Annotated in this window: 15 protein-coding genes and 2 pseudogenes; 7 read left to right on the plus strand and 10 right to left on the minus strand. The window is 75.9% G+C overall.

Annotation, left to right across the window (positions count from 1 at the left end; all coding sequences use genetic code 11):
• Positions 1-3: 3 nt before the first annotated feature.
• The 5 genes from AC1VL8_RS09830 to AC1VL8_RS09850 form a co-directional block, all read right to left on the minus strand.
• On the minus strand, positions 4-936 hold the full coding sequence (locus AC1VL8_RS09830; RefSeq protein WP_483075039.1) for an ABC transporter ATP-binding protein: 933 nt from the start codon (positions 934-936) through the stop codon (positions 4-6).
• Positions 933-1,832 (minus strand): ABC transporter ATP-binding protein, encoded by a 900-nt coding sequence (locus AC1VL8_RS09835; RefSeq protein ID WP_483075040.1) that lies wholly within the window; start codon positions 1,830-1,832, stop codon positions 933-935. The genes AC1VL8_RS09830 and AC1VL8_RS09835 overlap by 4 nt, the downstream gene beginning before the upstream one ends.
• On the minus strand, positions 1,832-2,842 hold the full coding sequence (locus AC1VL8_RS09840; protein ID WP_483075041.1) for an ABC transporter permease: 1,011 nt from the start codon (positions 2,840-2,842) through the stop codon (positions 1,832-1,834). Before AC1VL8_RS09840 ends, AC1VL8_RS09835 begins: the two co-directional genes overlap by 1 nt.
• Positions 2,843-2,854: 12 nt before the next feature.
• Entirely contained in the window at positions 2,855-3,844 is a 990-nt protein-coding gene (locus tag AC1VL8_RS09845; RefSeq protein ID WP_389226413.1) for an ABC transporter permease, read from the minus strand.
• Positions 3,845-3,926: 82 nt separating this feature from the next.
• Positions 3,927-5,645, minus strand: coding sequence for an ABC transporter substrate-binding protein (locus AC1VL8_RS09850; protein WP_483075042.1), 1,719 nt, complete (start codon positions 5,643-5,645; stop codon positions 3,927-3,929).
• Between the two features lie 120 nt (positions 5,646-5,765).
• Between AC1VL8_RS09850 and AC1VL8_RS09855 the strand changes: the two genes are divergently transcribed.
• The 3 genes and pseudogenes from AC1VL8_RS09855 (at position 5,766) to AC1VL8_RS09865 (ending at position 9,281) form a co-directional block, all read left to right on the plus strand.
• Positions 5,766-7,001: an ROK family transcriptional regulator gene (locus AC1VL8_RS09855; protein ID WP_389226419.1), complete on the plus strand. Its 1,236-nt coding sequence runs from the start codon at positions 5,766-5,768 to the stop codon at positions 6,999-7,001.
• A gap of 175 nt (positions 7,002-7,176) precedes the next feature.
• Positions 7,177-7,449, plus strand: a pseudogene (locus tag AC1VL8_RS09860) (glycoside hydrolase family 36 N-terminal domain-containing protein); the annotation flags it as partial.
• A gap of 80 nt (positions 7,450-7,529) precedes the next feature.
• Positions 7,530-9,281, plus strand: a complete 1,752-nt coding sequence (locus tag AC1VL8_RS09865; protein WP_483075043.1) for an alpha-galactosidase — start codon at positions 7,530-7,532, stop codon at positions 9,279-9,281.
• 43 nt (positions 9,282-9,324) lie between these two features.
• Here the strand turns inward: AC1VL8_RS09865 and AC1VL8_RS09870 are convergent, their stop codons facing one another.
• Positions 9,325-10,194 (minus strand): LacI family DNA-binding transcriptional regulator, encoded by an 870-nt coding sequence (locus AC1VL8_RS09870; protein ID WP_483075044.1) that lies wholly within the window; start codon positions 10,192-10,194, stop codon positions 9,325-9,327.
• Positions 10,195-10,331: 137 nt separating this feature from the next.
• Between AC1VL8_RS09870 and AC1VL8_RS09875 the strand changes: the two genes are divergently transcribed.
• Positions 10,332-11,666 (plus strand): ROK family transcriptional regulator, encoded by a 1,335-nt coding sequence (locus AC1VL8_RS09875; protein ID WP_483075045.1) that lies wholly within the window; start codon positions 10,332-10,334, stop codon positions 11,664-11,666.
• A 324-nt stretch (positions 11,667-11,990) separates the two neighbouring features.
• Here AC1VL8_RS09875 and AC1VL8_RS09880 read toward each other — a convergent pair.
• From AC1VL8_RS09880 to AC1VL8_RS09895, 4 genes and pseudogenes are all read right to left on the minus strand, one after another.
• Positions 11,991-12,730: pseudogene (locus tag AC1VL8_RS09880) on the minus strand (YoaK family protein).
• Positions 12,731-12,793: 63 nt separating this feature from the next.
• Positions 12,794-13,660 carry an ABC transporter permease gene (locus tag AC1VL8_RS09885; RefSeq protein ID WP_483075046.1) on the minus strand — a complete coding sequence of 289 codons (867 nt, stop codon included), beginning with the start codon at positions 13,658-13,660 and terminating at the stop codon, positions 12,794-12,796.
• Positions 13,647-14,624 (minus strand): ABC transporter ATP-binding protein, encoded by a 978-nt coding sequence (locus AC1VL8_RS09890; RefSeq protein WP_483075047.1) that lies wholly within the window; start codon positions 14,622-14,624, stop codon positions 13,647-13,649. The genes AC1VL8_RS09885 and AC1VL8_RS09890 overlap by 14 nt, the downstream gene beginning before the upstream one ends.
• Positions 14,621-15,874, minus strand: coding sequence for a LolA family protein (locus tag AC1VL8_RS09895; RefSeq protein WP_483075048.1), 1,254 nt, complete (start codon positions 15,872-15,874; stop codon positions 14,621-14,623). The genes AC1VL8_RS09890 and AC1VL8_RS09895 overlap by 4 nt, the downstream gene beginning before the upstream one ends.
• 94 nt (positions 15,875-15,968) lie before the next feature.
• On the opposite strand from AC1VL8_RS09895, the gene AC1VL8_RS09900 reads away from it, so the two are divergent.
• The 3 genes from AC1VL8_RS09900 (at position 15,969) to AC1VL8_RS09910 (ending at position 18,501) form a co-directional block, all read left to right on the plus strand.
• Positions 15,969-16,622, plus strand: coding sequence for a response regulator transcription factor (locus tag AC1VL8_RS09900; protein WP_483075049.1), 654 nt, complete (start codon positions 15,969-15,971; stop codon positions 16,620-16,622).
• Positions 16,619-18,019 carry an ATP-binding protein gene (locus AC1VL8_RS09905; RefSeq protein WP_483075050.1) on the plus strand — a complete coding sequence of 467 codons (1,401 nt, stop codon included), beginning with the start codon at positions 16,619-16,621 and terminating at the stop codon, positions 18,017-18,019. The genes AC1VL8_RS09900 and AC1VL8_RS09905 overlap by 4 nt, the downstream gene beginning before the upstream one ends.
• A gap of 83 nt (positions 18,020-18,102) precedes the next feature.
• Positions 18,103-18,501, plus strand: coding sequence for a peptidase inhibitor family I36 protein (locus AC1VL8_RS09910; RefSeq protein WP_483075051.1), 399 nt, complete (start codon positions 18,103-18,105; stop codon positions 18,499-18,501).
• Positions 18,502-18,514: the final 13 nt, after the last annotated feature.

Raw genomic sequence — 18,514 nt, forward strand, 5'->3', positions numbered from 1 at the left:
GCCTCAGCCACGGGTCCGCTCCAGCCGGGCGGCCTGACGCGCGGCGTCCTCGGCGTCGTCGATCGGCACCCAGGCGCCGAGCCCGTGGTCGTAGCAGACCGAGTTGTCGATGGCGTCCCGCGCGACGGCGGTGTCCCCGTCGCGGCCGACGCTGCCCACCCGGTCGGGGTCGGGCGCGGCCATCGCGAGCATCTTCGTGTAGTCGTGGTGCGGGTCGAGGATGACGGCGTCCGCGGGCCCGCGCTCGACGACCCGGCCCCGGTAGAGGACCAGGATCTCGTCGGAGAAGTGCCGCGCGGTCGCGAGGTCGTGCGTGATGTAGAGGACCGCGAGGTTGTCCTCGCGCTGCAGCCGGCCCAGGAGGTTGAGCACCCCGAGCCGGATCGACACGTCGAGCATGGACACCGGCTCGTCCGCGATCAGCACCTGCGCGCCGGGGGCCAGGGCCCGGGCGATGGCGACGCGCTGGCGCTGCCCGCCGGACAGCTCGTGCGGCCGGCGCGCGGCGATGTCCTCGGCCGGGTGCAGGTTGACCCGCTCGAGCATCTCGACGACCCGGGCGTGCGTGCTCGCCGCGTCGTGGGTGCGGTGGTGGATCCGCAGCGGGCGGGCGACGTGGTGCTCGATGGTGTGGAACGGGTTCAGCGACGCGAACGGGTCCTGGAACACCATCTGCACGTGCCGCTGGTAGACCGAGCCCATCACGGGGGTGCGGTCGTCGAGCTGGACGTCGATCCGCCCGGACGACGGCTTCTCCATCCGGGTCAGCAGCTTGGCGATCGTGGACTTGCCGGAGCCCGACTCGCCGACGAGCGCCACCGTCCGCCGCGGCACGAGGTCGAACGACACCCGGTCGACGGCCCGCAGCCGGGTGCGCCGCAAGCCCGAGCGCAGCGCGTAGTCCTTGGTCAGGTTGGTCACGTGCACGCTGGTCATGCCAGATCTCCTTCGACCGGGCGGTCGTCGCCCTCGCGGATGAACGCGCCGCGCTCGCCGGACAGGCTCGGGAACGAGCCCAGCAGACGGCGGGTGTACGGGTGCGCGGGGGCGCGGTGCAGCCGGGCGGCGGTGTCCAGCTCGACGATCTCCCCGGCGAGCATGACCGCGATCCGGTCGCTGATCTCGAGCAGCAGCGGCAGGTCGTGGGTGATGAACACGACGGCGAAGTCGAGCTCGTCGCGCAGCCGGACGATCTCCCGGAGGATCTCGCGCTGCACCACGACGTCGAGGGCGGTGGTCGGCTCGTCCATGATCATGATCTGCGGCTCGAGCAGCATGGCCATCGCGATCATCACCCGCTGCCGCATCCCGCCGGACAGCTCGTGCGGGTACGACCGCAGCCGCCCGGGGTCGACGCCGACCCGGGTGAGCACGTCCGCGGACCGCGCACGCCGCTCGGCCCGTGACATCCGGGCGTGCGCCCGCAGGGTGTCGTCGAGCTGGGCGCCGATGGTCCGCACCGGGTTGAGCGAGTTCATCGCGCCCTGGAACACCATCGACAGCTGCGACCAGCGGAACCGGCGCAGCGGCTCGTCGTCGAGGGCGAGCAGGTCGACGTCGGTGCCGTCCCGGTCGTGGAACACCACCGAGCCGCCGGCGATCCGGGCGGGTGCCTGGTGCAGCCGGTTGATCGCGTACGCCAGCGTCGTCTTGCCGCAGCCGGACTCGCCGGCCAGGCCGAGGATCTCCCCGCGGCCCAGCTCGAGCGACGCGTCGCGGACGGCGGTGACGGGCGGGTCGACGTCGTAGACGACCGTGAGGTCGCGGACGGTGAGGACGGGCCGGCGCGCGGGCGCGGAGGCGGCCGGGGCGGACTCGGAGAGGGCGGTCATCACGCGGCCTTCCTGGCGGACCGTGCCGACGCCCTGGCGCGGCGGCGCGCGGTGCGGGCGGTCTTGAGCCGGGGGTTGATGATCTCGTCGATCGAGAAGTTGATGAGCGACAGCCCCATGCCGAACAGGGCGATCACGAGGCCCGGCGGCACGAACCACCACCAGGCGCCCAGCGGGAGGGCGAACCCGTTCTGGGCGTAGAACAGCATCGTCCCGAGGGTCGAGGAGTTCGAGGCGCCGAGGCCGAGGAACGACAGGCCGGCCTCGCCGAGGATCGCCGCGATCACCGCGTACACGAACTGCGACGCCAGCACCGGCAGCAGGTTCGGCAGGATCTCGACGCCGATCACCCGCCACGGCTTCTCCCCGGACAGCCGGGACGCGGCCACGTAGTCGCGGGACCGCACCGACAGGGTCTGCGCGCGCAGCACCCGGGCGGACGCCGCCCACGACGTCAGGGCCAGCACCACGGCGATGGTCCACAGCCCGCGGCTCTCCCGGGGCACGAACCCCGAGATGACGATGACCAGCGGCAGGCCCGGGATCACCAGGAACACGTTGGACAGCAGCGAGAAGCCCTCGTCCGCGACGCCCCCGAGGTACGCGCCGTAGATGCCGAAGAACGCGGACAGCACGGTGGCGATCACGCCGACCATGAGGCCGATCTGCAGCGAGCCGCGGGTGGCGTGCGCGAGCTGGGCGAGCACGTCCTGCCCGGTCTGGGTGGTGCCGAGCCAGTGCTCCGCGGACGGCCCCGACAGGCCGATGTCGCCGATCGCGTCCGGGTCGCCGACCAGGTACGGCCCGACGAGGCCGAACAGCGCGATCGCGCCGACCAGGACCAGGCCCGTGGCGAGCCAGGGGGTCATGGTGGGCAGCAGCAGCCGCCACGCGGCGCGCGGCCGCCGGCCCGGCGCCCGGGGTTCGGGCGCGCGGTCCCGCCCGGTGGTCTCGATCGGGCCGCCGGGTCCCTCGACGGCCACCTGCACGTCCGGTCCGATGTTCGTCATCGCCGGCTCCCCTCAGGCCTTCGCGCGGGTGCGCGGGTCGATGAGGCCGTACAGGAGGTCGACGACGAGGTTCGCGCCGAGCACGGCCAGGGTGATGAACAGGAACACGCCCTGCATGAGCGCGTAGTCGTTGTTGGTGACCGCCGCCAGCAGCCGCGAGCCGATGCCGGGGTAGGAGAACACCTGCTCGGTGACGACCGACCCGGACACGACGAACCCGAGCGAGATCGCGAAGCCGGCGATCGACGGGAGCACGGCGTTGCGGGCGGCGTAGTTCCGCAGGATCTGGTTCTGGGGCAGGCCCTTGGCGCGGGCGGTCAGCACGTAGTCCTCGGACAGCGTGGAGACCATCATGTTGCGCATCCCGAGCAGCCAGCCGCCGATGGAGGCGATCACGATGGTCAGCGCGGGCACGAACCCGTACTCGATCGCCGAGCCGATGAACTCCGGCGTCCAGCCGGGGTCGAGCACCACGTCGTACCCGCCCTGCGACGGGAACCAGCCGAGCACCCGGGACAGCAGGTAGACCAGCACGAGCGCGAGCCAGAAGTACGGCACGGCCGCGAGCAGCGTGGTCACCGGGACCATCGAGTCGAGCCAGGTGCCGGGGCGCCAGCCGACGAACGCGCCGAGCAGCACGCCGATCGTCGCCGCGAGCACGGTGGCGATGCCGACCAGCACCACCGTCCACGGCATCGAGGTCCCGATGACCTCGTTCACCGGGGCGGGGAAGTAGGTGACCGAGACGCCGAGGTCGCCGCGCAGCAGATTGCCGAGGTATGTGACGTACTGGCTGACCAGCGAGTCGGTGCTGTCGCCGCCGAGCAGCGCGGCGTAGGCGGCGCGGGTCTCGGGGGTCACGGTGCCGCCGCGCTGCTGCAGCTTGGTCAGCATGATGTCGACCGGGTTGCCGGGCAGCAGGCGGGGGATGAGGAAGTTCAGGGTGACGGCGGCCCAGAGGGCCACGGCGTAGAAACCGAGCTTGCGCAGGACGTAGTTCACTTCGGCGACCCCTTGGGTAGGCGAGGACGGGGTGGGGCTCCGGGCCGCCGGCACCACGGGGGTGCCGGCGGCCCGCAGGCGCTCAGCCCGCCGCGGGCTCGAGCCGCTTGAAGATCTCGGCTGCGTCGAACGCGGACCAGACCGCCGGGAACGCGTACATGTCGTCCTGCGTGGGCCAGCCGGTGAACCGCTCGACGTTCCACTCGCTCGTGGTGCCGCCGGTGAGGATCGGGATGTACGGCATGTCCTCGACGACCGCGGACTGGATGGTGTCGAAGTGCGGCTGCCGGGCGGCGGCGTCGTCGAGCGGCAGCGTCTTCAGCGCCTCGAGCGCGGCGTCGACCTCCGGGTTCGCGAACCGGGAGTAGTTGTTGCCCGCGGCCTCGCCGACCGGGGCCGACGCGGCCGAGGAGAAGAAGTACGTGTAGAGGTAGTACGGGTCGGGCGCGGGGCCCTGCCAGAGCGAGTCGATCGCGAGCTGGAAGTTGCCCTGGGTGCGGCGCTCGGTCCACTCGTTCCACGACGACTGCGCGGTCTGCAGGTCGATGCCCGCGGCCTTGGCCTGCTGCGCGATGGTCTGCACGGCGGTGATGTAGTCGGTCCAGCCGGAGACGACCTCGACGGTGACGGTCAGCTTCTGGCCGTCCTTGGCGTAGATGCCGTCGGAGCCCTTCGCCCAGCCGGCGGCCTCGAGCACCGCGGCGGCGCCGTCGGGGTCGGCCTTCTCGGGGGCGACCGGCTGCTCGACCGCGTCGGAGATGAACGACTCCTGGGTGGAGGTCAGCGCGAACGTCGGGGAGATCTCGGACGCGGTCTCCTCGAACGCCAGCTGGTTCAGCTGGGTCCGGTCCATCGCGAGGTAGAGCGCCTGGCGCACGGCCGGGTCGGTCTGCGGACCGGAGCAGCCCAGCTCGACGCTGGAGCAGGTGGCCAGGACCATCTGGTTCTGGGCGGCGGTCAGCGTGTCGTAGCCGGGGAAGTTCTCGGCGACGTTCTGGATGTCCGGCACGGGGCCGGTCTGCCAGTCGATGGTGCCGTTCGCGATGCCGTCCGCGCCGGCGGTGTTGCCGGACAGCGACAGGAACCGGATGGTCTTCACCTCGGGCTCGCCGCCCCAGTAGTCCGGGTTGGCGGTGTAGGTGAACGCCTGCGGCTTGAAGTCGCCGAGCTCGAACGCGCCGGTGCCGACGGGCTGCTCGACGACGTCGGCGGTCGGGTCGACGTCGGCCCACAGGTGCTCGGGGACGATCGGCACGGCGGACAGGACGTCCGGGCCGCCGACGAACGCGGGGGCGTCGAACGTGAACACGACGTGGGTGTCGTCGGTGGCGGTCGCGGTGCCCTGGTAGCCGATGTTGTTGATCGCGGGGGTGTCCTTGAGCAGGTCGAACGTGAACACCACGTCGTCGGCGGTGAAGGGCTCGCCGTCGGTCCAGGTGACGTCCTCGCGCAGGGTGACGGTGAGCTCGGTGCCGTCGTCGTTCCAGGCGTACTCGGTGCCGAGCAGCGGGACGGGGTCGGACTCCTGGGCCTTGTTGATGAAGAACAGCTGCTCGTAGATCGGGCCGAGGCCGCCGATCCGGGACGGGGAGAACGGGTTGAAGTTGATCTGGTAGTCCCCGGACTGGCCGGTGTAGGCGACGAGGGTGCTGCCGTCGCCGGAGGCGCCGGTGCTGCCCGAGCCGCCCGAGCTGCCGCCGCTGCACGCGGTGGCGAGCAGGGCGACGGCGGCGGCGCCGGCGACGACGCCGGTGACCTGACGGGGACGGCGCCGGGGCGCCCGTGCTGACCTGAGGAACATCGCTGGTCCTTTCCACCCGTCGCGGCCGACGGTCTGGTCGTGGCCGCGGCAGTGCGGCCCTGGGTGACGCCCGCATATCGTTACGTGCGTAAATTAACCATGTCAAGATATGGTCGCGACATGCGAGCCCCGTCCCGCGCCGCGACCGGCGCGCTCGTCCTCGACCTGATCCGCACCCACGGGACGGTCAGCCGCGTCGAGCTCGCCGACCGGTCCGGCCTCACCGCGGCCACCATCACGCACGTCGTCCGGGACCTCATCGGCGAGGGCCTGGTGCACGAGGTCGGCCGCCTGACCGGCGGCGTCGGCTCGCCCCGCCGGCTGATCGGCCTCGACGCCACCGCCTGGTACGCCGTCGGCGTGCAGCTCGACCGGTGCGCCAGCAGCGTCGTGGTCACCGACTTCGCCGGACGGCGGATCGCGTCGGCCGGGGTGCGCGGCGTGGGCCGGGGCGCGCCCGCGGACACGCTGCCCGAGCTCGCCCGGCACATCGACCTGCTGCTGGCCGGCACCGGCATCGCGCGCGAGCGGGTGCTCGGCGTCGGCCTCGTCACCCACGGGCCGCAGGACCGCGAGGCCGGGATGGTGCTCACCGGGCAGCCGACGCCCGAGTGGCGCGAGTTCCCGCTGACGGCGACGCTGTCCGCGCTGCTCGACCTGCCCGTGCTGCTGGAGAACGACGCGACCGCCGCCGCCGTCGGTGAGCAGTGGGTCGGCGCGCTCGACGTCGACACGTTCGGGGTGCTCTACATGGCGACCGGCATCGGCGGCGGTGTGATCGCCGAGTCCGAGGTGTACCGGGGTCGCACCGCCAACCCCGTCGAGATCGGGCACGTCCCCGTCGACCCCGCCGGCCCGGCGTGCGCGTGCGGCAGCCGCGGCTGCGTCGAGGTGCTCGCCGGCCCCGGGGCGGTGGTGCACCGCGCGCTCGACGACCCGGCGCTCGCGGCCCGGCTCGGCCTCGACGGCGGGCTCGACGCGCAGCTCGCGGACTTCCAGCGCGTCGCCCGCGCCGCCGTCACCGGGGACCGGGCCGCGCTCGCGCTCGTCGACGACTCCGCGCGCCGGCTCGGCACCGCCGCGGTCACGCTGATGAACCTGTTCGACCTGGATACCGTGGTGCTCGCCGGTCCCGGGTTCGGCGTCGCCGGCCCGCTCTACGTCGAGCGGGCGCAGGAGGCCGTCGAGGCGGGCGCGCTCGCGCGGCTGCTCCGGCCCGTGCACGTGCGGCTGTCCCGCGACGTCCGGGTGTCCGCGGCCGTGGGCGGCGCGCTGGTCGTGCTGCGGTCGCCGCTCGGACGACCCGCCGCCGCGCCCGCGGCACCCGCGGCGCCCGTCGCGCTCAGCTCCGCGTGATCCCCGTCCCGCCGCCCGCCGCCCGCCCTGAATCGCACCGCATCGCACCGCACCCGCACCGCACCGACTCGAAGGAGAGCCCGTGACCGTCGCCGTCCCCACCCCCGCTCCCGTCCCCGCTCCCACCCCCGCGATCACCGGCTGGGCCGTGCTCCGGCGCGACGGCGTCGCGGTCGTGCTCGCGCAGCCCGCCGCCGGGCTGCCGCAGGTCCAGCACTGGGGCGCCGACCTCGGCCCGCTGACGCCCGCGGACCTGACCGCGCTGCGGGCCGCCACCGACCGGCAGACCCCGCCCGGCACGCTCGACGCCGCCGCCCAGCCGAGCCTGCTGCCCCAGGAGACCGACGGCTGGCCCGGCCGGCCCGGGCTCCAGCTGGTGCGCGACGGGGTGCCGCTCACCCCGGCGTGGGTGACCGCGGAGGTGCGGGCCGACGCCGACGGGCACGCCGCCGAGGTCGTGGCGCACGACCCGGCGGCCGGGCTGACGCTGCGCTCGCGCGTGCACCTCGAGCCGGGGGACTCGTCGGGGTGGTGCACCGGCTGGCGCTCGACGCCGACGCCCCCGGACCCGTCGAGGTGCACGCGCTCGAGGCCACGCTGCCCGTGCCCACCCGTGCGGACACCGCCACGACGTTCGCCGGCCGGTGGACCCGGGAGAAGGCCCCGGCGACCGGGCCGCTCGCCCGCGGCAGCCTCGCGCGCCAGACCCGCCGCGGACGCCCCGGGCACGACCACCCGTGGCTGCTCGCGCTGTCCGACGGCGAGGGCCGCCCGCGCGACCGGTCCGGCGCCGTGTGGGCGGTGCACCTCGCCTGGCCCGCCGACGCGACCTACCGGACCGACCGGCTGCCCGACCAGCCCACCGTGCTCGGCGCCGGCGAGCTGGTCCGGCCCGGGGAGGTGGTGGTCGCGCCCGGCGAGGAGCACGCCGCACCGGTCGCCTGGTTCGCGTGGTCGGACGCCGGGCTCGACGGCGTCACGGCGCGGTTCCACACGTCCCTGCGCGCGCGGCCGCAGCACCCCCGGCGCCCCCGGCCGCTCGTGCTGAACACCTGGGAGGCCGTGTACTTCGACCACGACCCCGCCACCGTGCTCCGGCTCGCCGAGCGCGCCGCGGCGATCGGCGTGGAGCGGTTCGTCCTCGACGACGGCTGGTTCCTCGCCCGGCGGGACGACACCCGCGGGCTCGGCGACTGGGAGGTGGACCGCGCGGTCTGGCCCGACGGGCTGGCGCCCCTGGCCGAGCGGGTGCACGGCCTCGGCATGGAGCTCGGGCTGTGGTTCGAGCCCGAGATGGTCAGCCTCGACTCCGACGTGGCCCGCGCGCACCCCGACTGGCTGCTCCAGGACCTCGCGCAGGTGCCCGCGCCCGACGGGCTGTCGTTCCGCACGCAGTACGTGCTCGACCTCGCCCGGCCCGAGGCGTACGCCCACGTCCTGCGGCAGATGGACACCCTGGTCGGGGAGCTCGGCATCGACTTCATCAAGTGGGACCACAACCGCGACCTCGTCGACGCCCGGCACGACGGGCGACCCGGGGTCGGGGTGCAGACCCGCGCGGCGCTCGCGCTGATCGCCGAGCTCAAGTCCCGGCACCCGGGCCTGGAGATCGAGTCCTGCTCGTCCGGCGGGGCGCGCAGCGACCTCGGCGTGCTCGAGGTGACGGACCGGGTGTGGGCGTCCGACTCCAACGACGCCGTCGAGCGGCAGGACATCCAGCGGTGGACCCAGCTGCTGCTCCCGCCGGAGCTCGTCGGCGGCCACGTCGGACCGCCCACCGCGCACAGCTCCGGCCGGACCGTCGACCTGTCCTACCGGCTCGCGACCAGCCTGATGGGGTCGGCCGGGTTCGAGTGGGACGTGCTGGGCTGCCCCGACGAGGAGGTCGCCGTGCTCACCCGGTTCGCCGCGCTGTACCGGGAGCTGCGCGGGCTGATCCACACCGGCGTCGCCGTGCACGCCGACGTCCGCGACCCCGCGCTGCGCGTCACCGGCGCCGTCGCACCCGACCGGTCCGCCGGCGTGTGGACGGTCGCGACCGTCGCGACGCTCGAGGACGCCCGCCCCGAGCCCGTCCGGCTGCACGGGCTCGACCCCGACGCGCGCTACCGGGTGCGGCTGCGCGACGAGGTCGGCCCCGCGCGGTGGGGCTGGATCACGCCGCCGTGGCTCTCCGTCGGGGAGGTGGTGCTGCCCGGTGCCGTGCTCGGGACCGTGGGGCTGCAGATCCCCGCGCTGTGGCCCGCGCAGGCGCTGGTGCTGCACGCCGTGCGGGTCTGAGGCGGGCGGGTCCGAGGCGGGCGGGGGTGAGGCGCAGCCCCGCTCAGGCGCGGGGCGGCGCCGTCGAGCCGCGCGGGACGACCCGGACCCCCGGGGTGCGGGTCGTCCCCGGGGCGCCGCCCTCGACCGCGCGCAGCAGCACCTCCGCGGTCAGGGCGCCGAGCTCGTGCACGTCCCGGCTCACGACCGACAGCGGCGGGTGCGAGATGCGCACGTTCGCGGAGTCGTCCCACGCCAGCACCGACAGGTCCTGCGGCACCCGCACGCCCCGGCGCTCCGCCTCGCGCAACCCCGCCAGGGGCATGAGGTCGTTGTCGTAGACGATCGCCGTCGGCGGCTCCGGCAGCGCGAGCAGCTCCGCGGTGCCGGCCGCGCCGCTCGCCTCGCCGTAGTCGCCCTCGCGGTGCACGCCCTGCGCGCCGGCCGCCGCGACCGCCTCGGCGAACGCCGCCGCGCGCACCTGCGTGTGCCGGTAGCGCTGCGGGCCGGACACCCAGCCGATCCGCCGGTGACCCAGGTCGGCGAGGAACGCGACCGCGGTCCGCATCGCGCCGTCGTTGTCGTAGTCGACCACCCAGCGGCCGTCGCCCGGCTCGCCGCCGAGCAGCACCGACGGCAGGCCCAGGTCCCGGCACGCCTGCTCGCGCGGGTCGGAGTCGACCAGGTCCGAGATCACCACGGCGTCGACCAGGCCCTCGCGCGCCCACCGCCGGTACGCCACCAGCTCCGCGTCGAGGTCCGGCACCACGTGCACGAACACGCTCGCGCCCCGCGCGTCGAGCGCCTCCTCCATGCCCGCGAGCAGGTCCGCGTAGAACGGCTCCAGCGTGCCGTCGTCGTCCGCGGGCAGCAGGGCCAGGCCCACCCGGACGCCCGGTCCGTGCCGGTCGGGGGTGCCGGGGTTCCTCGTCATGGTCGCCCAGCATGGCACGGCGGCCGGGCCGGGGGAGCGGTCCCGGCGGCACGCGTCGCGGGGGCGCCACGACGTCACCCGCCCGGGGGTGCCGTGGGGGTCGGGCAGGGGGTCGCGCGCGTGCCATGCTGAGCGGCATGGACGGTGTCGAGGGTGGGCAGACCGTCCCCCGACGCGGTGGCCGCGCCCCGTCGAGCAGCCGCGCCCGGGTGCTGGACCTCGTCCGCACCCGCGCGCCGATCAGCCGCGTCGAGCTCGCCGAGCTCACCGGGCTGACGCAGGCCGCGATCTCGCACGCCGTGCGCGCGCTGCTCGACGAGGGCCTGCTGCGCGAGACCGGCGACCGCGAGTGGACCGGCGGCAAGCCGCGGGTGATGCTCACCCTCGACCCCCTCGCACGGTGCGCCGTCGGGGTGCAGCTCGGCGCGGACTGGCTCGTGGTGGTGCTCACCGACGCCCGCGGCGCCGTCGTCGCCCGCACCCGGGTCCGCGGCGCCCGCCTGCACCAGCCCGACGCCGTCGTCGCGACCATCGCCCGGCACGTCGACGTCCTGCTCCGTGCCTCCGGCGTCGGCCGGCGCGGGGTCGTCGGCCTCGGCCTCGCGGTGCCCGGGACGCTCGACCTCGACGCCGGGGCGATCGCGGTGTCCCGGTCGCTCGACCGCTGGCAGGGCTTCCCGGTGCGCTCCCGGCTCGGCGCCGCGGTGGGGCTGCCGGTCGTGATGGACAACGACGCCACCGCCGCGGCCGTCGGCGAGTACTGGGCCGGCCGCACCGCCGGCTCCGTCGCGCACTGCACGCTCTACATGGGGGCGGGCCTCGGTGCCGGCATCGTGGTCGGCGGCACCGTCTACCGGGGTGCGAGCGGCAACCCCGGGCCGATCGGGCGGATGCACCTGCACCGGTCCGCGGCGCCGGGCGCCGGCGGTGGTGCGCCGGGTGCCGGCGGTGGTGCGCCGGGTGCCGGCGGTGGTGCGCGGGGTGGGGGCGCCGCCGTGCCGGGCGCCGACGGTGCCGCGACGCGCGACCCAGGGCCGACGCTCGAGGAGCTCGCCGCCCCGCACGCCGTCGCCCGCCGGGCCCGGCGCGCCGTCGCCGCCGGTCGCCGCACCAGCGCCCGGCTCAGTCCCGACGGCGACCCGATCGTCGACTTCGGTGCCGTCGCCACCGCGGCCGTCCAGGGCGACGCGCTCGCGGTCGAGCTCGTCGAGGAGTCCGCCGGCTACCTCGCCGACGCGGCCGTGACCGTCGCGAACCTGCTCGACGTCGACTCCGTGGTCCTCGCCGGTCCGGCGTTCAGCACCGCGGGCTCGCTCTACGTGGACGTGGTCGCGCGCCGGCTCCGCGCCGAGCTGCACGCCGGCGGCCAGCACGGGGTGCGGGTCGCCCTCGCCGCGCACGTCGCCGACGCCGCCGCCGTCGGCGCCGCGGCCCTGGTCCTCCAGCAGGACCTGGCCCCCCGCCGCCGCTGACCTTCCCGCGCCGCCCACGCCCCCCCCGCGCCCTCCGCCCCCGCCGCGCGCCCCGACCCCGCCGCGCCCCGATGGCGAGAGGTCACGACTCGCGGGTGCGGCGGGACGCGCCCCAGCGTGTCGTGACCTCTCGCCATGCGCGGAAGGCGTGCGGTGCGGGTCCTCGGGTGCGGCGGCGCGCCCGAGTGCCCCCGCCCCGCCGCGGGCGAGAGGTCACGACACGCTGGCGCGGTGGGACGCGTCCCAGCGTGTCGTGACCTCTCGACGCAGGGCCGACGCGCGCGTGGGCCGGGCGGCGGCGTGCGGGGCGGGCGGCGGCGCGGGTCAGTCGTCGGCGGCGGGTGGGAGCGGGGTCGTCGGCGGGGGCGAGGTGGTGCCGCGGCGGCGCAGGTGCCGGGTGTGGGTCTCGACGGCGGCGAGCACGACGGCGAGCACCGCGGCGGCGACCAGCGTGGCGCGGGTGCCGAGCGCGTCGGGGCCGCTGACCAGCGCGCCGATCCCGGCACCGCCGGCGAACGCCAGGACGATCACCGCGAGCCGCCCGGCGACGACGCGCTGGGCCCGGTCGTAGCCGCTGAGCCACTCGTAGGCGGCCGTCACCAGCGTGCGGAGGTTCCCGGTGGTCATCGTCGTGCTGTAGTCGTCTCGCCGACCAGCCGGAACGTCGTCACCTGGAGCGCGGCGACGAACGCGACGGCGGTGGTGGTCCACAGCGACGGGGTGCCGACCGGCAGGCACGCGACGGCGACGAGCACGGCGATCTCGGCGGCCAGCACCGCGCGCGTCGGGTCGGAGAGCCAGCGGCGGTGCCGGCGGGCCGCGAGCGACTCGGCGGCGAGCAGGCCCAGGACGAACGCGCCGATGATGGGCAGGTACCGCGCGGCGTCGGCCCAGCGGCCCTGGGCGGCGTCGATCGCGACGAACACGACGTTGCCGGTCTGGGCGTTGGCGAACACGCCGCCGTGGGCGACGTAGGTGTACGCGTCGAGGAACCCGCCGACGACGGCGAGCGTCGCGCCGGTGGCCAGGTGCTCGGGGCGGTTCCGGACTCTCACACCCGCCATTGTCCCGCAGTCGTCCCATGACTGCGCACGGGGTCGTGCCTCAGCGCGCCCCGGCCCCGCGCGTCAGGACGTCACGTCCGCCGTCGTGAACCGCGCCCAGGCCAGCGACCCGAACACCGCGACCCACGCGACCTGCACCAGCAGCCCGCCGCCGAGCACGCCCCAGTCGACCTGGATCCGCAGGAACTCCGCGAAGTCGAACCAGTGGTGCGTCAGCAGGCCGGGGTGGATCGCCGACACCTGCGGCAGGGAGTCGAGCACGGTGGACACGATCGCGACCACGACGGTCGCGGCCATCGCGCCGACGGGCACCTCGGTGAGGGTGGAGAAGAACAGCCCGACGGCGACCAGCCCGGTCAGGGACAGCGCCACGTAGGCCACGACGCCGGCGACGCGCAGCACGCCCTCGCCGACGGGGACCGAGCCGCCGGACAGCAGCGTCACGTCGTGCAGCCCGAAGTACGCCGCACCGACGACGATCCCGGTGACGGCGACCGCGAGGACGGCGGCGCCCGCGAACGCCAGGGCGGCGACGGCCTTGACGGTCAGCAGCCGGGTGCGCGGCACGGGGACGACGAGCAGGTAGCGCAGCGTCCCGGCCTGCGCCTCACCGGCGACGGCGTCGCCCGACGCGATCCCGACGCACAGCGGCAGCAGGAACGGCAGGCACAGGAACAGCGCGGCGATCACGAGGAACAGCCCGTTGCCGGTGACCTGCCCGACGAACGACGGTCCCTGCCCGGACAGCGCGCTGTCCCGGGTGACGAACAGGACCGTGCCCAGCAGCAGCGGGACGAGGGCGAGGCCGACGAGCAGCACCTGGTTGCGGCGCCGGCCGAAGACGAGCCGCAGCTCGGAGCGCAGCAGCCGGGACCACGCGACCGGTGCGGGTGCGGCGACGGGAGCGGCCGGGGCCTCAGCGAGCGACATCGAAGCCCTCCCCGGTCAGACCCACGAACACCTGCTCCAGGCTCGGGCGCGCGACCTCGAGGCCGAGCAGGTCGACCCCGGCGTGCACGAGCGCCGCGGCGACCTTCTCCGGCGGCGTCGGGCCGAGCGCGGCGGTCACCCGGGCGGGCACGTCGCGGGACGCGTCGCCGGGTGGTTCGTCCGGGGGCTCGACCTCCGTCAGCCCGAGCCCGGTCAGCACCTCCGCCGCGGCGCCGGCCTGCGCGCCGCGGGTGGTGACGACGAGGCGCGCGGCGCCGCGGTCGAGCAGCTCGGTGCGGTCGCCCTGGAGCAGCAGGTGGCCGCGGCTCATGATCCCGACGTGGCTGCACACCTGCTCGATCTCGGCGAGCAGGTGCGACGAGACGAGCACGGTCGCGCCGCCGTCGGCGAGCTCGCGCACCAGGTGCCGGACCTCCCGGGTGCCCTGGGGGTCGAGCCCGTTGGTCGGTTCGTCGAGCACGAGCAGGTCCCGCGGCTGGAGCAGCGCGGCGGCGAGGCCGAGCCGCTGCTTCATGCCGAGCGAGTACTGCCGGTACGGCTTGGCGGCCGCCGCGGTCAGGCCCACGCGCTCCAGCGCCGACTCGGCGCGACGGCGGGAGGTGCGGGGGTCGGCCGTGGCGTCGCCGGCGTCGAGCCGGGCGAGGTTCGCCCGACCGGTCAGGTACGGGTGGAACGCGGGGCCCTCGACGAGCGCCCCGACGCGCGGGAGCACCCGCGTGGCCTCGTGCGGCACCTCGGCGCCGAGCAGCCACGCCCGCCCGCTCGTGGGGCGGGCGAGGCCCAGCAGCATCCGGATGGTCGTCGTCTTGCCCGAGCCGTTCGGCCCGAGGAACCCGTAGACCGCCCCGCGCGGCACGGCCAGGTCGATGCCGTCGACCGCGACCTGCCCGGACCGGAAGCGCTTGGTCAGCGCCTGGGTCCGGATCGCGAGCCCGTCGCTCATGCCGCGGCGCGCAGCGTGTCCGCGGGCACCGCGCCGACCAGCACGCGGCCGTCGTCGGTGACCAGCACGCTCAGCAGGGTCGAGCTGAGCAGCCGGCCCTCGGGCACCTCGGTGGTGAGCTGCTCGTAGAGGGCGGTGCCGTCGAGCTCCGGGCGGGCGGGTCGGCCGTCCTCGTCGCTCGGCACGAACTCGCCGATCAGGTCCTGCGCGGCCTCGGAGCCGAGGACGCGCTCGCTGCCGGGCACGGTGCCCAGCGAGGCGGGGTCGCCGCCGACCAGGCCCGCGACGTCGACGTCCGCCAGCGAGACGACGGTCGACCAGCCGGAGCCGGCGACGGTCACGCCCTCGGGCAGCGCGGGGACGCCGGACCGCTCGGCCAGGGCCGCCTCGTCGACGTCGGGCAGCGGCACGACGACCTCCTCGGTGGTCGCGCCGGCCGGTGCGGAGAACGCGAGCACGGAGTCGTCCGGCGCGGTGAACGCGACGTCCGTGAACCCGACCTCGAGGGAGGGGGCGTCGCCGTCCTGGACCGCCCAGACCTGCACCCGCAGGGGCGCGGAGGTCGCGGCGTCCACGGCGACGACGACGCGGGAGACGAGCGTCGCGTCGTCGGTCGGGCTCACGACGAGCTGGTAGGCGTCGCGCCCGGCGACGGTGGTCGGACGGTCCACGGTGACGTCGCTGTCCTGCTCGGCGCGGGCGAGCACCTGGGCGGCGGCCTGGTCGGGGGTCGGCAGGTCGGCGCCCTCGGGGACCAGGGCGCCGGAGCGGGCCTGCTCGGCGAGCGCGTCGTACCGCGCCTGGTCGGCGGGGTCGAGCGCGAGGTGAGTCACGGCGTCGTCGGTCGACGAGTAGGTCCACGCCTGCGCGCCGTCGCGGACCACCGAGTACTCGGAGGTCGCACCGAGCAGCGACACCCGCGACCGGTCGGCGCCGTCGGACCAGACCCGCAGCGTCGAGGACCCGCCCAGCAGGTTGAGCGGGTCGGCACCCGTCATCTCGGAGATCGGCAGCTCGGGCAGCCCGAGCCGCGCGGTATAGACCACGGTGCCCTGCACGGGCGTCGACTCGGCGGACGCGACCCGGCTCAGCAGCTGCTCGGCGGTGACGTCCGGCAGGCCGGCGCCGTCGGCGGACGCGAGCGCGGGGACGCCCACGGCGGCGGCCACCGCGGCGACGACCACGCCGGGCACGGCCCAGCGTGCACGGGGGGAGAAGGTGCGGCGGGGACGGGGCGTGGACTCGGACATGCGTCCACTGTGCGCCCCCGACCCTGAGGCGGTGCTGAGAGGACCCGGGCCCGGCGGGACGCGCGCGGCGACGCGGGGGTGCGATGCTGCCGGGGTGCGGGTGCTGGTGGTGGACGACGAGCGGGGCCTGGTGAGCGCCCTGCGCCGCGGGCTGACCGCGGAGGGCTTCGCCGTCGACGTCGCGCACGACGGCCGGACCGGACTGGACCTCGCGACGGACCGCGACTACGACGTGGTCGTGCTCGACGTGATGCTCCCGCGTCTGAGCGGGTACGACGTGCTGACCGGGCTGCGCGCCGCTGGGGTCACCACCCCGGTGCTGCTGCTCAGCGCGAAGGACGGCGAGCACGACGTCGCCGACGGCCTCGACATCGGGGCCGACGACTACCTCACCAAGCCGTTCTCGTTCGTGGTGCTGGTTGCCCGGCTCCGCGCCCTGCTGCGCCGTCCGGCGCAGGTGCGGCCCGCGGTGCTCGCCGCGGGCGACCTGGTGCTCGACCCCGCCGCCCGGACGGTCACGCGCGCGGGGCAGCCGGTGGACCTGACCACCCGGGAGCTCGCGCTGCTCGAGTACCTGATGCGGCACGCGGACCGCGTGGTGGGCAAGGTCGAGCTCCGCGACCACGTGTGGGACGGGCCGGGCGAGGACGGCAACGTCGTCGAGGTGTACGTCGGCTACCTGCGGCGCAAGCTCGGCCGGGACGCCGTGCTGACCGTGCGCGGCGCGGGCTACCGGGTCGCGGGGTGAGCGCGGCCGCGCGGCCGGCGGGCTGGTCGCTGCGGGTCCGGCTCACGGTGGTCACCGCGGGGCTGCTGTGCGTGGCGCTGGTCGTCGGGGCGGTGGTGCTCAGCACCGTCCTGTCGCGCGGGCGGGTCGCCGCGCTGGACGCGGTGGTCCGGGCGCGGGTGCTGACGGTCGCCGACCTGGTCCGCAGCGACCAGGTGCCGGACGCGCTGCCCGTCGCCGAGCCGGGGGAGATCGTGCAGGTGCTCGACCCCGACGGCCGCGTGGTGGCGTCGTCGACCACGGCGAGCCGGACGCTGCCGGTGCTGCCGTCGGACCTGCTGCGGGACCTCGTGACGCGCGCCGACGGCCCCGACCCGCTGCTGGTCAGCACCTCGGCGTCCGGGTACGACGACGCGGTCCGCGCCGCGGTGCTGGTGCCGGACGGCGGGGACGGCGCGGTGGTCGTCGCCACCGTGCCGCTCACCGAGGTCGAGGGTCTGGTGCGGGCGCTGCGGCTGTCGCTGGTGGGCGTCGTGCCGGTGCTGACGGCGCTGCTCGCGGCGGCGATCTGGCTGGCGCTGGGCCGTGCGCTGCGCCCGGTCGAGGAGCTGCGCGCCGCCGCGGCGCAGGTGGCCCGGTCCGGCGGCCCGGGCTCGCTCCCGGACCCCGGCACGGACGACGAGATCGGCGCGCTGGCGCGGACGCTGAACGAGATGCTCGACCGGCTCGAGGTCGCCGCGGCGCGGCAGCGGGCGTTCGTGGCGGACGCGGCCCACGAGCTGCGCACGCCGCTGGCGGCCGTCGTCGCCGCGCTGGACGTCGCCCGCACGCACCCGGACGCGTACGAGCGGGACGAGCTCGTCGCGGACCTCACGGCCGAGGCGCAGCGGATGCGGGCGCTCGTGGACGACCTGCTGCTGCTCGCGCGGGTCGGCTCGCGCCCGGTGCCCGCGCAGGACGTGGACCTGGGCGCGGTGGCCCGGGACGCGGTCGCGCTGGCGCGGGCCGCGGCGGGCCGGGCGGACGTCGGGGTGGAGGTCCGCGGCGCGGGTCGGGCCACCGGGGACCCCGGCGCGCTCGGACGCGTGGTGCGCAACCTCGCCGACAACGCGCTGCGGCACGCGGTGTCGCGGGTGCTCGTGGAGGTGACCGACGGCCGGGTGGTCGTCGACGACGACGGGCCCGGGCTGGACCCCGCGGACCGGGAGCGGGTGTTCGAGCGGTTCGTGCGGCTGGACGACGCCCGGGCGCGCGAGGGCGCGGGCACCGGTGCGGGCGGCGTCGGGTCCGGCAGCGGGCTGGGGCTCGCGATCGCCCGGGAGATCGCCCGGGAGCACGGCGGCGACGTGCTGCTGTCCGGCGGACGCGGGGGTGTCGGGGGCGGCCTGCGCGCCGAGCTGCGCCTCGGGCCGCGGTGACGACACGCCGTCGCTGCGGCGCTGTGGGGTATCTCACACCGAGCCCGCGTGACGTGACGTGGCCACCCGCGGAGTTCCGGGGTGTGTCCCCGACCTCCCCCGCGCGTCCCCGTCCGCTCGCCGTCACGGCCGTCGCCCTGCTGCTGTCGGCGGCTGCAGGACCGGTGGCGCGCGCGGACGACGCCGTGGGCCCCGACGTCCCGCCGCCGACGGCGGTGAGCAGCGGGCAGTGCCCCGCGGGCCACTTCTGCCTCTGGTCCGGCACGGGGTTCTCCGGCCTGTTCTGGTCGACCTCCGGTGCGGGCCTGCGCGACGTCGGGATGGTGGCGGGCTCGCTGTGGAACCGCCAGACGGTCGACGTCCGGACGTTCACCGGGTCCGGCGGGACCGGGACACCGACCTGCTGGAACGCGGGCGCCCAGGCCACGTCGATCGCGCTCGGCGTCGGATCGGTCCGTACGATGACGGCGACGACGTGTTAGCGGACGATCTGAA

It is taken from the genome of Cellulomonas sp. KU4C, assembly GCF_056868065.1.

Excerpts from the sequence above, each read along its gene's own strand:
- AC1VL8_RS09830 (WP_483075039.1), bottom strand. The coding sequence starts at position 936 with ATGACCAGCGTGCACGTGACCAACCTGACCAAGGACTACGCGCTGCGC.
- AC1VL8_RS09835 (WP_483075040.1), bottom strand. The coding sequence starts at position 1,832 with ATGACCGCCCTCTCCGAGTCCGCCCCGGCCGCCTCCGCGCCCGCGCGC.
- AC1VL8_RS09840 (WP_483075041.1), bottom strand. The coding sequence starts at position 2,842 with ATGACGAACATCGGACCGGACGTGCAGGTGGCCGTCGAGGGACCCGGC.
- AC1VL8_RS09850 (WP_483075042.1), bottom strand. The coding sequence starts at position 5,645 with ATGTTCCTCAGGTCAGCACGGGCGCCCCGGCGCCGTCCCCGTCAGGTC.
- AC1VL8_RS09855 (WP_389226419.1), top strand. The coding sequence starts at position 5,766 with ATGCGAGCCCCGTCCCGCGCCGCGACCGGCGCGCTCGTCCTCGACCTG.
- AC1VL8_RS09870 (WP_483075044.1), bottom strand. The coding sequence starts at position 10,194 with ATGACGAGGAACCCCGGCACCCCCGACCGGCACGGACCGGGCGTCCGG.
- AC1VL8_RS09875 (WP_483075045.1), top strand. The coding sequence starts at position 10,332 with ATGGACGGTGTCGAGGGTGGGCAGACCGTCCCCCGACGCGGTGGCCGC.
- AC1VL8_RS09885 (WP_483075046.1), bottom strand. The coding sequence starts at position 13,660 with ATGTCGCTCGCTGAGGCCCCGGCCGCTCCCGTCGCCGCACCCGCACCG.
- AC1VL8_RS09890 (WP_483075047.1), bottom strand. The coding sequence starts at position 14,624 with ATGAGCGACGGGCTCGCGATCCGGACCCAGGCGCTGACCAAGCGCTTC.
- AC1VL8_RS09895 (WP_483075048.1), bottom strand. The coding sequence starts at position 15,874 with ATGTCCGAGTCCACGCCCCGTCCCCGCCGCACCTTCTCCCCCCGTGCA.